This is a genomic window from Aeromicrobium sp., assembly GCF_049586495.1.
Lineage (GTDB): Bacteria > Actinomycetota > Actinomycetes > Propionibacteriales > Nocardioidaceae > Aeromicrobium.
Genome location: NZ_JBAVCB010000095.1, coordinates 16,959 through 30,111 on the forward strand (window position 1 = coordinate 16,959; position 13,153 = coordinate 30,111).

The following is a 13,153-nucleotide window of genomic DNA, read 5'->3' on the forward strand; positions in this document are numbered from 1 at the left end:
GAACAGCGTCAGCGCAGACCGGCGAACAGATCGGTCTCCGGCACCTGCGTGTCGACGTGGGACGTGACCAGCTGGTAGTCCTCGGTCGGCCATGCCAGGGCCTGGACCTCGTGCGGCACGGCGAAGAACCAGCCATCGGGATCGATCTGGGTGCCGTGCGCGAGCAGGGCCGCGTCACGGATGGGGAAGTACTCGGCGCACTCGACCTGCGTGGTCAACCGGGCCTCATCCTCGGGCTTGCGCTCCCACGTCTTGAGGCGTTCTTCGTACGGATTCTCCAGACCGTGATCGGCCATGGCCCGGGAGATCGCGTCCATGCGTTTCCAGCTCCACCCCAGGTGGTAGTAGAGCTTGGAGACCTGCCATGGCTCCCCCGCGTCCGGGTACTTCGTGAGGTCGGCGGCCGCCTCGAACGCGTAGACGCTGATCTCGTGGCACTTGATGTGATCGGGGTGCGGGTAGCCGCCCTTCTCGTCGTACGTGGTGAGCACGTGCGGCTTGAACGACCGGATCAGTCGAACGAGCGGTTCGGCGGCCTCCTCCAGAGGAACCAGACCGAAGCAGCCCTCAGGTAGCGGCGGCTTGGGATCGCCTTCGGGCCAGCCAGAGTCGACGAAGCCGAGCCAGTCCTGGGTGACGCCCAGGATCTCGCGGGCTCGATCCATCTCCCCGCGCCGGATCTCGGTGATCAGCTCGGGGTTGTCCAGGATGCCGGGGTGTTCGAACTGCGGGTTCAGGATGCTGCCGCGTTCGCCGCCGGTGCAGGTGGCCACATGCACGTCGACACCCTCGGCCACGTACTTGGCAGTCGACGCAGCACCCTTGCTCGACTCGTCGTCGGGGTGGGCGTGCACGTGCATGAGGCGAAGCTTCTCGGCCATGGGTGCTCCTTCGGGGTCACGTCATCTTCTCCTGCTGACAACAGCGCCCGAGGAGCGGGTGTTCCCGTTTGAGACACTGGGTGGGTGAGCCAACCGACCGACCTGCACGAGCGTTACGGGAGCACCGAACGTTCGCGCTGGTTCTGGCCAACCATCGCCGTGATCGGCATCAGCATCGGTGTCGCCTTCGCAGCGTGGGTCGGATTTCAGGATCGACCCGTGACGGCGCGGGTCTGGGCCTACGAGGTGAAGAACGACAATCTCGTCACCGTGACGCTCGACGTGGTCCGGCCAGACCCGCTGGCCGTCCGGTGCACCGTCTACGCCCAAGCGGAGGATCACTCGATCGTGGGCGAGAAGTCACTGGACCTTCCCGGGTCGACGTCGCAGGAGCAGCGCGTCGCGATCGACGTCCGAACAGAACGACGGGCTGTCACAGGTGTCCTGAGGACGTGTGTCGCGCGCGATTGAGTGATAGCCTCGGTAGTTCACCCCGGGCAGAATCCCGGGGTTGTTCACGTCTTAGGAGGAACCTCATGACTCAGCCCATCGAGTCCACGACCATCTGGGTCACCCAGGATGCGTACGACCGACTGCAGGCCGAGCTCGAGCACCTCAAGGGCGAGGTCATGCACGACATCACGTCCAAGATCGCTGCGGCTCGCGACGAGGGCGACCTCAAGGAGAATGGCGGCTATCACGCCGCCCGTGAGGAACAGGGCAAGACCAAGGCCCGCATCGATCAGCTCGAGGACATGCTGCGCAAGGCCGAGGTCGGCGAGAAGCCGGCCGACGACGGCCTGGTCGAAACCGGCATGATCGTCACGATCCGCTTCAAGGGCGACAAGGACACCGAGCAGTTCCTGCTCGGATCTCGCGAGCTGCTGAGCATGGACTCCACGGTCGACATCGACGTCTACTCCCCCACGTCACCGCTTGGCAGCGCGCTGCACGGCAAGAAGGTCGGCGAGAGCGTCTCCTACGAAGCGCCCAACGGACAGACGCTGACCGTCGAGGTCATCGCCGCCAAGCCGTTCTGATCCCTAGAGGATCTGATAGCCCAGCGCGCTGAGCCGCTGGGCCACCTCGGTGCGGTGCTTGGGTCCGCGGGTCGCGACCTGGATCGCCACGTCGACCTGGTTGATGACCAGCGACTCGGCGGCTCGATCGTGGTTCACGTTGATGACGTTGACCTGCAGCTTGGCCAGGTCGGCCAGCAGACCCATCAGGGCGCCCGGTCGGTCGGGAATCCGGACGGCAAGTTGCATGAACCGGCCACCAGCCACCAGCCCGTGCCGGATGACGTCGAGCAGCACCAGCGGGTCGACGTTGCCGCCCGAGAGCACTGGGACCACGGGGCCTTCGAACTCGCCGGGCCGGTCCAGCAACGCCGCCACCGCGGCGATACCGGCAGGTTCGACCAGCAGCTTGGACCGCTCGAGCATGCCGATCAGCGCGCGGCTCATGGCCTCCTCGCTGACGGTGATGACGTCGTCGACCAGGTCCTGAACGATCGCAAACGGGATGGATCCCGGCTGCGCGACGGCGATGCCGTCGGCCATCGTGGAGCCCATCGAGGCCGCAACCGGTACGCCGCCTGCCAGCGACGCCGGGTAGGCGGCGACCTCTTCAGCCTGCACGCCGACGACGCGGATGTCGGGTCGCTCGGTCTTCAGCAGGGCGACGCCCGCGGTGAGGCCACCGCCGCCGAGCGGCACCACGATGGTGCGGACGTCAGGCACCTGTTCGAGGATCTCCAGCCCGAGCGTCCCCTGACCCACCACGATGTCCTCGTGGTCGAACGGGTGGATCAGCACCGCGCCGGTCTCCTCGGCGAAGGCCATCGCCGGCACGAGCGCTGCTGTGACGCCGTCGCCGTGGAATCGGATGTCGGCGCCGTAGCCCTCGGTCGCTGCGACCTTGGGCAGCGCCGCACCCTCGGGCATGAAGATCGTGGCCTTCGTGCCCAGCATCCGAGCCGCCAGAGCAACGCCCTGAGCGTGGTTGCCCGCGCTGGCCGCGACAACGCCATTGGCTCGTTCGGCCTCTGACAGGCGGGCGATGCGCACGTAGGCGCCGCGGATCTTGAACGAGCCGGTGCGCTGCAGATTCTCGGCCTTCAGGTACACCGGCACGCCGGTGCGCTCGCTCAGCCAGCGCGAGTGCGACACCGGCGTCACGTCGATGACGTCGGCCAGCAGTTCGCGCGCGACTCGTACGTCACTCAGGTCCATGGTGCCAACCTAGTAGTGAGGTCACGCTGGTTCGGACTCGACGTCGACGTCGTCCTCGGGGTCGTCCTGATACTCCTGCGCCGTGTCCACGAGGTGACGGACCACGCCATTGAGGGTGGCCGCGAGCGGCACCGCGATCAGTGCACCGATCACGCCGGCAACGGCGATGCCTCCCGCGATGGCCAAGATGATCGCCAACGGGTGCACCGACACGAACCGGCCCATCAAGAACGGCTGCAGGACGTGTGACTCGATCTGTTGCACCACCACCACGGCGATCAGCATGAACAGTGCCACGACGGGGCCCTGCGCCACGAGTGCGACGAGCACGGCGACCATGCCAGAGACGAGAGCACCGATGATGGGCACGAAAGCGCCGAGGAAGACGAGCACACCGATTGCGAACGACAACGGGACTCCGAGCACCCATGCGGCAATGGCGATACCCAAGGCATCGACCAGCGCGACGAGCACGGTGGCACGGACGAACTGGGTCAAGGTGTTCCAGGCGTTGTGGCCAGAGCTGTCGATCTTGGGGCGAGCGCTGCGCGGGAAGATCGCGACGATCCAGCTCCAGATGCGCTGACCCTCGTACAGGAAGAAGAACGCTGCGAACAGCGCGATGAAGAATCCCGCGAGGACATGGGTCACCGTGGTGCCGACCGAACCGACCGTGCTCAGCAGCGCGGTGTCGCTGGCGGAGATGGTCTGCTTCGCGCTGTCGATGTAGGACTGGATCTGGTTGTCCGACAGATTCAGCGGTGGATCCTTGGCCCAGTCCTGCACCTGGGTGATGCCCTCGACCACGTTGGCGCGCAGGTCGGTGAACTGCGTCGAGAACTGCTGTCCAACCAGGGTGAGCATGCCAAAGAAGAGCACCAGCAGCGAGAGCACGACGATGAAGGTGGCCGCCAGACGCGGAATGCCCTTGGCCTGGAGCCAGTCGACGGCGTTGATGGTGAGCGCGGTGCCCAGCATCGCGATGGCAATCGGCACGGTGATCTCACTGAAGAACCGCAACAGCCACAACAAGCCGAGTCCGGCCACGGCAAGAACGATCAGCCGCCAGGCCCACTGAGTCGCTGCTTCGACGCCGGGCGGAACCTCGTATCTCTCGCTCACGAGACGAACGCTACTCGCGAATGGTGCAGGGAACAGGCGGCGCGGCCCAGACGTTGTCATCATGTGGGCGAAGCCGGTTCGCCTGATGAGAGGTGATGACCATCATGTTCGGCCGCACACGCGAGCTTCCCACGTCCGACACCGCCCTCACGGGCCGCGCCGAACGTCCCTATTCCGTCGGCGACACCCACGCGGTGACCGGCAACGCGCTCATCTCAGATGGTCCTGCCGGCCATGAGATCGCCGTCTTCGGTCTGGGCTGCTTCTGGGGCGAGGAGAAGACCTACTGGGAGATCCCAGGCGTCTGGTCCACCACGGTCGGTTATGCCGGCGGCCTCACGCCCCACCCCACCTACGACGAGGTCTGCAGCGGCCGCACGGGTCATGCGGAGGTTGTCCGGGTGGTCTACGACCCCGCCCAGGTCACGTACCAGCAGCTGCTGCAGGTGTTCTGGGAGAACCACGACCCCACTCAAGGCATGCGTCAAGGCAACGACCGAGGCTCGCAGTACCGCTCGATCATCTTGACCACGACTGATGAGCAGCAGACCCTGGCCGAGTCGTCCCGCGTCGCGTACCAGCAACAGATGACCACGGCTGGCTACGGCGATATCACCACGTCGATCCTGCCGCTGAGCGAGTACTACTACGCCGAGGCCGTGCACCAGCAGTACCTCGCTCGGAACCCGTACGGGTACTGCCCGCTGCACGCCACCGGCGTGCAGTACGTCTAGCCGCGAGGCGTGAGCGTCAGCTCGAAGCCCTGGGGCATCAGGGTGAGCCGTTCGGCGATCCGCAGGACGTAGTCGGGGTCGCCCGCGATGTCGTGGCGGTGCAGCAGCATCGCGAGCACCAGCACCGCCTCGTGCAGCGCGAACTGCCGGCCGATGCAGGCCCGCTCGCCGGTGCCGAATGGCTTGTAGGTCTGGGGCGTGCGCCCACGCGAGCGGCCGACGGTGAAGCGATCGGGATCGAACTCGTCCGCAGTCTCGCCCCACACCGCAGGATCGCGATGAGTCATGGGCAGCACGATGATCGCCCAGTCGCCGGGGCGCATCGTGTGGCCGGTGCTGAGGGTCAGCTCCTCGCGCGGAGTCCGCGTGTAGGCCGGGGCCGTCGGCCACAACCGCAAACCCTCGTCGAGCACGCGTCGCACGTAGCGGAACTTGGGCACCTGCTCGAAGGTCGGCTCAGCCGTGCGGTCCGATCCGAGGATCTCGTCCACCTCGGCCTGGGCCGCGGCGAGAGCCTCCGGGTGGCGCGAGAGGTAGTACAGGGCGAACGACAGCGCGCCTGACGTCGTCTCGTGCCCCGCCACCAAGAACGTCAGGATCTGGTGCCGAATGTTGAGGTCATTTAGTCGCGCGCCCGTCTCGGGGTGCGGCGTGTTGAGCATGATGCCGAGCAGATCCCGATCAGGCTCCCCTGTGCCCGTCGGCTCGGCCCGCCGCTCGGCGATGATGCCGTCGAGCAGGTCGTCGACGTATGCCTGATGGTGGGCGTTGCGTTTCTCGATGCGACGCATCAGCATCGCGGCTCCCGGCATGGTCGCCAGCGAGCCCTTGCGCTGCCCGAATCTCAGGGCCTCGATCATCGCCGGGATGAAGGGATGCGGTTCCTCACGACTGAACGACCCGAAGTCGGTGCTGAACGCCGATCGGCTGATGGTCTCGAGCGTCAGCCGGGTCATGTCCGCGGACACGTCGACCGGACGATCCACCCCGTCCCACGCACCGAACAGCTCGCGGGCGACCTCCAGCATGATCGGGTGGTAGCGCTGCATCGCGGCCTTGGTGAAGGCCGGCATCAGCAGGGTGTGCGCCAGCTCCCAGTCCGTCTCGTCGTTGTACGCGGTGAACAGCCCCGACCCAGCAAAATCACGCAGCGCCAGCAGAGCCGGCGACAGCGCCTTCTCGAAGCGTTTCTCGTCGCTGAGCTCGGCGGCCAGCTCAGCGCTGGAGACGAACACGAACTTCTGGTCGAACACCTTCAGCTCGAAGATGGGACCGAGGTCGCCGCAGTTCTCCATGACGCTCTGCAACGGCGATCCAGGACGGATCGTTCCGACGTCGCCCACGATCGGCTTGCGTCCGGTCGGCCGGGGAAAGGTCTGCCCGGACCAGTCGTTCAGCATCGGGTCACACGCCGTTGCGCCGGCTGAACATCGTGACGAGCGGCTGGTACTTCGAGCCCAGGATCCGCACCACGGAGTCCATGATCACGGCGTCGGTGCCGATCAGCACCTTGGCCTTGTTCTTCTCGACGCCCGTGAGGATGACGTGAGCGGCCTTTTCGGGGCTCGTGCGGGCCAGCTTGGCGTTGAAGTCGCTGGCCATCTTGGCGTGGTCAAATCCGTCGACGCCCGTGGAGTTGTTGACGATGTTGGTCTTGATGCCGCCGGGGTGGACCGTGGTGACCTGGACCGGCCGACCACGCAGCTTCATCTCCTGGCGCAGCGCTTCGGTGAATCCGCGGACCGCGAACTTGGCCGCGTTGTAGGCGCTCTGAGTGGGCACGGCGAAGAGACCAAAGACGCTGGAGATGTTGATGATGTGGCCCTCGCCAGAGGCGATGACGTGCGGCAGGAAGGCCTTGGTGCCATTGACCACGCCGCCGAAGTCGACGTCCATGACCCGGTCGATCTCCTTGAACGACATCTGCTCGACGTCACCGGTGAAGGCGACGCCGGCGTTGTTGAACACCAGGTTGACGGTGCCGAAGTGGGCGACGACCTCGTCGGCGTACTGCAGCACCAGCTCGCGCTGCGAGACGTCCAGGATGTCGGCCTTGACCTCTCCGCCCGCGCCCTTGACGAGCACCTCGGTCTCAGCGAGTCCTTGCGGATCCACGTCGCTGATGGCGACGAGAGCACCGCGGCGGGCCAGCTCGATCGACAGCGCACGGCCGATGCCAGATCCTGCACCGGTGACGACGGCGACCTTGCCGGGAATGCTGGTCATGTGGGGTTCCTCTCGACGTGCCAGATGACATTCAGATACTGGGGGTATCCGAAACTGACCATAGCAGATAACGACGTTACGCCAAGAGAGTCGAACGCAGTCGATCGGCAAGATTAAGGTCCCCGCCAACATGACGCAACCACCCGTGCGTTCCGCCGCGATGGCCGTCCCACACGTCCATCACAGCGTCGATCGCTTCGGGCACGACGTGGAAGTACTCCCGCGGGAGCTCAGAGCGGCGCTCGTTTCCCGGCAGCGCACGCAAGCGCGCATCGATGGCGTCGATCGCGTCGTTGGTGCGCACGTAGTCGGCCATGACGGTGGCCCGATCGACGCCGGCCAGGCGCATCAGGAGCGCGACCGAGATGCCAGTGCGATCCTTGCCAGCCGCGCAGTGGATCAGCACGGGACCCTCCGTGTCGGCCACGGCACGCACGAGGTCAGCCAGCAGCGGGCCCGCCGACTCCAGCAGCGCTGCGTACAGCGTCACCAACGTGCCATCGTGATGGGCTGCAGGTCGCAGGGAGGACAGCAGGGGCAGATTTCTGGACGGCACTGTGCTCAAGGTCGGCCGCTGGACGATCTCGTCGTCCGATCTCAGGTCCAGAACCAGTGCAGGCGGCCAGACGACGTGTTCGACGACATCATCGTCGAAGGGCAGCCCGCTGCGCAGCACACGCCCAGTCCGAAGCTGCCCGCCGTCCTCCGTGGGAGTACGACCAATGTCACGCAGGTTGGGCGTCGTCTGGGGCATTTGATCAATGTGCCACGCCCTAGACTGGGGCGGTGCCACGCCCCCGTTCTGTCGCTGCATCGGCGGCGGTGGGCAGCGGCCTCGCGCTCTCGGCGCTCTACGGCGTCCTGGTGGGTGAGGCAGTGCTCGCTCGCCGCACCATCGGCCCTTCTGACGCTCGTCCGCCGTCGGCAGACGGCGTGTACGGTGACGATCTGCCTGGCCGGGCCATGCGCTGCCTCGTGCTCGGTGACAGCGCGGCCGTGGGCTACGGCATGGATCGAGCCGACGCGACACCCCCCGCCATGCTCGGCATCGGCCTGTCACACGTGCTCGGCGTCCAGGTGGAGATCCGGTCGCTGGCAGTGGTCGGCGCCCGAACCGCCGACCTGGAAGGGCAGATCGACCAGCTCGACGACTTTGCCCCCGACGTGACCGTCATCGTCATCGGCGTCAATGATGTGACGCACCAGGTGGCGCCGCCTGTGTCGGCACGACAGCTGGGCGCGGCAGTGCGCCGCTTGGTGGACCTCGACAGCGAGGTCGTGGTGGGCACCTGTCCTGACCTCGGCACCATCCAGCCGATCAAGCAGCCGTTGCGCTCCGTCGCCCGAAGCCTCAGCCGGATGCTGGCTCGCAAGCAGACTGTCGCCGTGGTCGAGGCTGGCGGACGCGCCGTCTCGCTGGGCAGCCTCCTCGGGGTGCTGTTCATGGAAAAGCGTGACGTCATGTTCGGTGTCGACAGCTTCCATCCCTCGGAGACCGGGTACGCCAACATGGTGTCGGTCCTGATTCCGGCCGTCGCCGCCTCGATGCGCGAACGGGAACGCGAGCGCACCGCCGTCTACGCCGGCCTACCGCGCGACGTCATGTCGCTGGATGACGCCGCGGCTGAAGCCGTGCGGCACGACGGCACGCAAGTCGTTCACGAAGAAGGCCAAGGTCGCCGATGGGCCACCGTCCTGCGTCGCCGCCGCGGCTGACTTCGTCCCTGCACGCGAAACGGCCGGTCCCGAGGGACCGGCCGTTCGTGTGTGCTCCTTGGTGATCAGTCGCCACGCAGGATGGCGAGGATGCGCAAGATCTCGATGTACAGCCAGACCAGGGTGACGGTCAGACCGAAGGCCGCACGCCAGGACTCGCGCTCGGGGATACCGGCCGCGACGCCCTTTTCGACCATGTCGAAATCCATGATCAGCATGAACACCGCCAGCACGACGGCGATCGCCGAGACAACCAGTCCGAGCGCGTTGAAGCCGCGCAGGCCGCCCGACTCGAGCACGCCGGTGAGGCTCAGCACCATGTTGATGAGCATGACGCCGACAAAGCTGAAGATCGCGATCGTCATGACCTTGCGGAACTTGTCCGTGACCTGGATGTTGAAGAACTTGTAGGCTGCCAACGTGCCACCGAAGGCGACCATGGTGGCCAGCACCGCCTGGAAGACGATCGTGGGATCGCCGACGTAGGACGCAATGACCTTCGAGAAGGCACCGACGAACACGCCCTCGACAGCCGCGTAGGCGAGCACGAGAGCAGGGCTGATGACCTTCTTGAACGAGTTGACCAAGGCCAGTCCGAGGCCGATGAAGGCACCGCCCATGGCGAACATCATGGCGCGGCCGTAGGCCGCATCGCCGGTGGCCACGTCGCCGAGATCGCCGATCATGAACCAGGCGACGGCGGCGGTGGTGACCAGCAGACCAAGCGAGATGGCCGTCTTCTCCACGACCGTCTCGATCGTCATCTGGCCGGTGCCGGTGCCGGTGTGGGTGGGGTTGTCGTCCTGCGACAGGTCGACCTGCCACTGGGACGGGCTCGTGGTCTTGGCAATCGCGCCGCCGCGTCCGTTGAACTCGGCGCTGCGGGCGAAGACGGGGTTGCTGCTCTTCATGTTTCCCTCCGTGGGATGGCTCCGGGTGTGGAGTCGTTACCTTCACTCTATACAACGTCTGAGCAGCGCGTTTCAATCCCGATATCAGTTGTCCGATGCCAGCAGTGCGGGCACCTTCGGAATAGGCGCTTTTCGTTGCTGAGGAGTGGCGTCCTGATCGGCGACGAGCACCCCGTCGACGTAGCTGCTGGCGATCATCGACAGCGGGAAGACGTTGAACGCCGCAGTTCCGGACTCCAGCGAGCGCGGAGACCACAGGCCCAAGGTGTCGCACGACTCGTCGAGGCAACCGTTTCCGCCATCCACCGACGTGGCAAGCGGGCGGCCGTCCTGATCAAACAGCTGCACGTCGTCGATGGGCTTGCCCGAGGAGTCGTACGGGAAGATGTTGGTCACCGCCACGCCGTCGAGGTAGACGCCGGTGAGGTCCTGCGGCTCCGAGTACGCCGCAGCCACTCCGTCGTAGTAACCGGCGCCGTAGTCGTTCGATGTCAGCGCGGATACGGGCAGCAGCACGATGGCCGCTGCCATGATGACCGCCACGACGTTGCCCAACACGATCACGGGAGCGATCCGGTGCGCAGCCCACTGACCGCGCCCCCACTGCACGCTGACGACGAGAAGAACCATGAACACCGCCCACGCCATTCCTGACGTGAACGGGTAGCCCGCTCCCAGACCGAGGATTGCCGCCACCAGCCACGCGGCAACCCCGGCGCGAGCGAGCCACCACACCGGCCGGATGGCGACCAGGAACTCCCCGGCCGGAGCAAGGACCGGGTTCCGACGCACGCCCTCGGCGAGGTCGCCGCGCATGCGGCGCACCGCGACGACGAGGCTTGCCACCATGCCAGCGCTGGACGATTCCAGCTTGGGCAGTCCCGCGGCGTTGCGCAGCTCGGTGGCGTACTCGGCGGGGTCGGGGAACTCGCGCACCAAGTCCTCGGCGTATGCCTCGGCGAGGTCCGCCTCGAGCCCTTCGGTGAGCTCGTCGCGCTCCTCGTGCGGCAGGTCGTGCAGGGCGTCGCGCACCGCCTCGGCAAATGAGGCGATCTCTGGCGTGATGATGGTCGTGGTCATGCGGCTTCCCCCGGTCGATTCGAGCTGGTGAGCAGTGTGTTCATGGTGGCGGCGAAGTCCGCCCAGACCTTGCGCTGCAGGTCGAGCACGGCTCGGCCCTGCGCGTTGATCCCGTAGTACTTGCGGTGTGGGCCCTCCTCGGAGGGAACGACGTACGAGGTGAGAGCACCGGCGGTGTAGAGACGACGCAGCGTCCCGTAGACCGACGCGTCCCCGACTTCTTCAAGTCCGGCGGCGCGGAGCCTGCGCACGACGTCGTAGCCGTACCCGTCCTCGTCCTCGACCACGGCGAGCACCGCCACGTCGAGCACTCCCTTGAGCAGCTGAGTTGCATCCATGCGGTGAACAGTACCACGCATTACGTAGTACCCCGGACCACGGATATCTGTGTGTGCTTGACCCACCTCAGCTCGATCTGGCCGGCTCCTCGAGGACCCCGGTCCAGTCCTTGCTGTCGGCTTCGATCGCCGTCCGCATACGCTAGCGCGGTGGAACCGCCTTATCGATCGTCCCCCGTCTCCTTCTCGCGACGAGGCGGCCGGCTCGGCGAGCGTCAACAGAAGGTCTGGGACCAGCTGGCTGACGACTACGTCATCGACGTCCCCCGGGCGGGTCCGAGCACCTCGGTCGATCCGGATTACCGCCTCGACCTGGCTGCGACGTTCGGCCGTTCTGCGCCAGCGATCCTCGAGATCGGCAGCGGATACGGCGAGACACTGGCCCATGCCGCACAGGCGCATCCGGAGATCGACTTCCTCGCCTTCGAGGTCTACATCCCGGCCGTGGCACAGTCGCTGCTGCACATCCGGCGCGAGCATCTGACGAACATCCGGCTGGTCGTCGCGAACGCACCCGAGATGCTCACCACGGCGCTGGCCCCCGAGTCGCTGTCCGAGCTGCGGATCTGGTTCCCCGACCCGTGGCACAAGACCCGGCACCAGAAACGCCGCCTCATCACGGACGACTTCGCGAAGCTGGCCGCTCGGGTGCTGCCCGTCGGGGGCATCTGGCGCGCGGCGACCGACTGGGAGCACTATGGCGAGCAGATCGCCCAGGTGCTGGCGAGCTCCCCGGACTTCGAGGGTGGCGCCTGCGAGCGGTTCGAGGGTCGGCCCGTGACCCGATTCGAGACCAAGGGACTGGCCAAGGACCGGATCATCCACGACTTCTGCGCCACTAGGGTGGCCCCATGAACCGCGCAGATCTGCTGCACATCACCCGAGGACCGGTGTGGCTGCTTGGCACCACCGACGAGGAGCGAGCGCTCCTTGACCCGCTGCCCGCAGGTGTCGAGATCGTGGTCGACCGCGACGTGCTGCTCGATGAGGACGACGATGTCTCACACGTCGGTTCTGAACCCATGGCGGCCGCCGTCATCGTGGTCGATGCGATGAGCGCGACGCCGGAGCTGCTCGACGACACGCTGCCGCGCGTGGGTTCGGTGCCGCTGGTCTGGATCGTGCTGCCGGCTGAGATCACGAGCGCTGATGCCGATCAGATCGAGCAGCTGGCTCGCGAATACGGCTGGTCCGCAGCCGAACGCGTCGACCTGGGCGATGCATGGTCAGCAGTCAGGCTCAAGCAGGACTGACGCGCGCTGCAGGCGGGTGATCCAGATACCTGGAGGCACGCGCTCATCTCGCACGTCAGCAAAGCCGTACTTGCCGTACAGCGCGCGTGCTGGCGCGTTGTCGCGGCCCGTGGCAACGGCGATCTGACGATCAGCGGCCGCCTCGATCACCAGAGCTAGCAGCTGACTGCCGACCCCCTGCCGGTGCGCGGTTGGTCGCACCATCACCTTGTCGATCTCGACACCGCTCTCGCGCTCGACCCACGCTGCAGCACCCACGAGGTCAACGCCGTTCCAGGCCAGCAACCAGTGCCCGCGGAACGACGTCAGATCCACCTCGTTCTGGCGCAACGGCGGAATTCGATCGTCCCCGATCAGTTCGGCCTCGACCGCGTAGGACGCGCGCTGCAGCTCCAGCAGCGCTAGCGCCACGTAGGGGTCCGCAGCCGGATCCGGCGAGGAGAAGATCATTGCTGCCCACTCTAGGTTGTGGAGATCTCGACTCGGCAAAGAAACGACTGTCAGTGGGGTGTTCTAGGTTTGATATATGCCGCAATCGCAGGGAAATCAGGTGCAGCGACTCACTGCTGCCGCGTCTTCCCGAGCCCGGGCTGAGCACGCCGAGTGGGCCGAGATGCTGGCCTTCTCAGACCGTTTGGCGGCCGAATACACGCAGACG

The 13,153-nt window shown here is 66.2% G+C and carries 16 protein-coding genes; 6 read left to right on the top strand and 10 right to left on the bottom strand.

What is annotated here, in order from left to right; translation table 11 throughout:
- Positions 1–8 precede the first annotated feature (8 nt).
- The gene (gene mca / locus WB508_RS05400) at positions 9–881 is read right to left on the bottom strand and encodes a mycothiol conjugate amidase Mca (protein WP_423843857.1); all 873 of its coding nucleotides are present in this window, start codon (positions 879–881) and stop codon (positions 9–11) included.
- 84 nt (positions 882–965) lie between these two features.
- Here mca and WB508_RS05405 point away from each other — a divergent pair, with 84 nt between their 5' ends.
- Together WB508_RS05405 and greA are read left to right on the top strand one after the other, a co-directional pair.
- Complete coding sequence (locus WB508_RS05405) at positions 966–1,352, top strand: DUF4307 domain-containing protein (RefSeq protein ID WP_423843858.1); 387 nt, start codon at positions 966–968, stop codon at positions 1,350–1,352.
- Between the two features lie 65 nt (positions 1,353–1,417).
- Positions 1,418–1,921: a transcription elongation factor GreA gene (greA, locus tag WB508_RS05410; protein ID WP_423843859.1), complete on the top strand. Its 504-nt coding sequence runs from the start codon at positions 1,418–1,420 to the stop codon at positions 1,919–1,921.
- A gap of 3 nt (positions 1,922–1,924) precedes the next feature.
- Here the strand turns inward: greA and ilvA are convergent, their stop codons facing one another.
- Together ilvA and WB508_RS05420 are read right to left on the bottom strand one after the other, a co-directional pair.
- Positions 1,925–3,115 (bottom strand): threonine ammonia-lyase, encoded by a 1,191-nt coding sequence (ilvA, locus tag WB508_RS05415; protein WP_423843860.1) that lies wholly within the window; start codon positions 3,113–3,115, stop codon positions 1,925–1,927.
- Positions 3,116–3,136: 21 nt separating this feature from the next.
- Complete coding sequence (locus tag WB508_RS05420; RefSeq protein WP_423843861.1) at positions 3,137–4,237, bottom strand: AI-2E family transporter; 1,101 nt, start codon at positions 4,235–4,237, stop codon at positions 3,137–3,139.
- A gap of 95 nt (positions 4,238–4,332) precedes the next feature.
- Here WB508_RS05420 and msrA point away from each other — a divergent pair, with 95 nt between their 5' ends.
- Positions 4,333–4,971 carry a peptide-methionine (S)-S-oxide reductase MsrA gene (gene msrA, locus WB508_RS05425; RefSeq protein WP_423843862.1) on the top strand — a complete coding sequence of 213 codons (639 nt, stop codon included), beginning with the start codon at positions 4,333–4,335 and terminating at the stop codon, positions 4,969–4,971.
- On the opposite strand, the gene WB508_RS05430 is transcribed toward msrA, so the two are convergent.
- The 3 genes from WB508_RS05430 to WB508_RS05440 form a co-directional block, all read right to left on the bottom strand.
- Entirely contained in the window at positions 4,968–6,371 is a 1,404-nt protein-coding gene (locus WB508_RS05430) for a cytochrome P450 (RefSeq protein WP_423843863.1), read from the bottom strand. The genes msrA and WB508_RS05430 overlap by 4 nt on opposite strands.
- A 4-nt stretch (positions 6,372–6,375) precedes the next feature.
- Positions 6,376–7,197 (bottom strand): SDR family NAD(P)-dependent oxidoreductase, encoded by an 822-nt coding sequence (locus WB508_RS05435; protein ID WP_423843864.1) that lies wholly within the window; start codon positions 7,195–7,197, stop codon positions 6,376–6,378.
- 76 nt (positions 7,198–7,273) lie between these two features.
- The gene (locus WB508_RS05440; protein ID WP_423843865.1) at positions 7,274–7,951 is read right to left on the bottom strand and encodes a tyrosine-protein phosphatase; all 678 of its coding nucleotides are present in this window, start codon (positions 7,949–7,951) and stop codon (positions 7,274–7,276) included.
- A 32-nt stretch (positions 7,952–7,983) separates the two neighbouring features.
- Here WB508_RS05440 and WB508_RS05445 point away from each other — a divergent pair, with 32 nt between their 5' ends.
- Positions 7,984–8,913 (top strand): SGNH/GDSL hydrolase family protein, encoded by a 930-nt coding sequence (locus tag WB508_RS05445; RefSeq protein WP_423843866.1) that lies wholly within the window; start codon positions 7,984–7,986, stop codon positions 8,911–8,913.
- Positions 8,914–8,978: 65 nt separating this feature from the next.
- Here WB508_RS05445 and WB508_RS05450 read toward each other — a convergent pair whose 3' ends face one another.
- The 3 genes from WB508_RS05450 to WB508_RS05460 form a co-directional block, all read right to left on the bottom strand.
- The gene (locus WB508_RS05450; protein WP_423843867.1) at positions 8,979–9,824 is read right to left on the bottom strand and encodes a Bax inhibitor-1/YccA family protein; all 846 of its coding nucleotides are present in this window, start codon (positions 9,822–9,824) and stop codon (positions 8,979–8,981) included.
- 84 nt (positions 9,825–9,908) lie between these two features.
- Positions 9,909–10,904 carry a hypothetical protein gene (locus WB508_RS05455; protein WP_423843868.1) on the bottom strand — a complete coding sequence of 332 codons (996 nt, stop codon included), beginning with the start codon at positions 10,902–10,904 and terminating at the stop codon, positions 9,909–9,911.
- Complete coding sequence (locus tag WB508_RS05460; protein WP_423843869.1) at positions 10,901–11,242, bottom strand: PadR family transcriptional regulator; 342 nt, start codon at positions 11,240–11,242, stop codon at positions 10,901–10,903. The genes WB508_RS05455 and WB508_RS05460 overlap by 4 nt, the downstream gene beginning before the upstream one ends.
- Before the next feature lie 150 nt (positions 11,243–11,392).
- On the opposite strand from WB508_RS05460, the gene trmB reads away from it, so the two are divergent.
- Positions 11,393–12,097, top strand: a complete 705-nt coding sequence (trmB, locus tag WB508_RS05465; protein ID WP_423843870.1) for a tRNA (guanosine(46)-N7)-methyltransferase TrmB — start codon at positions 11,393–11,395, stop codon at positions 12,095–12,097.
- On the top strand, positions 12,094–12,495 hold the full coding sequence (locus WB508_RS05470; RefSeq protein ID WP_423843871.1) for a hypothetical protein: 402 nt from the start codon (positions 12,094–12,096) through the stop codon (positions 12,493–12,495). The genes trmB and WB508_RS05470 overlap by 4 nt, the downstream gene beginning before the upstream one ends.
- Here WB508_RS05470 and WB508_RS05475 read toward each other — a convergent pair.
- Positions 12,469–12,945: a GNAT family N-acetyltransferase gene (locus WB508_RS05475; protein WP_423843872.1), complete on the bottom strand. Its 477-nt coding sequence runs from the start codon at positions 12,943–12,945 to the stop codon at positions 12,469–12,471. The genes WB508_RS05470 and WB508_RS05475 overlap by 27 nt on opposite strands.
- Positions 12,946–13,153: the final 208 nt, after the last annotated feature.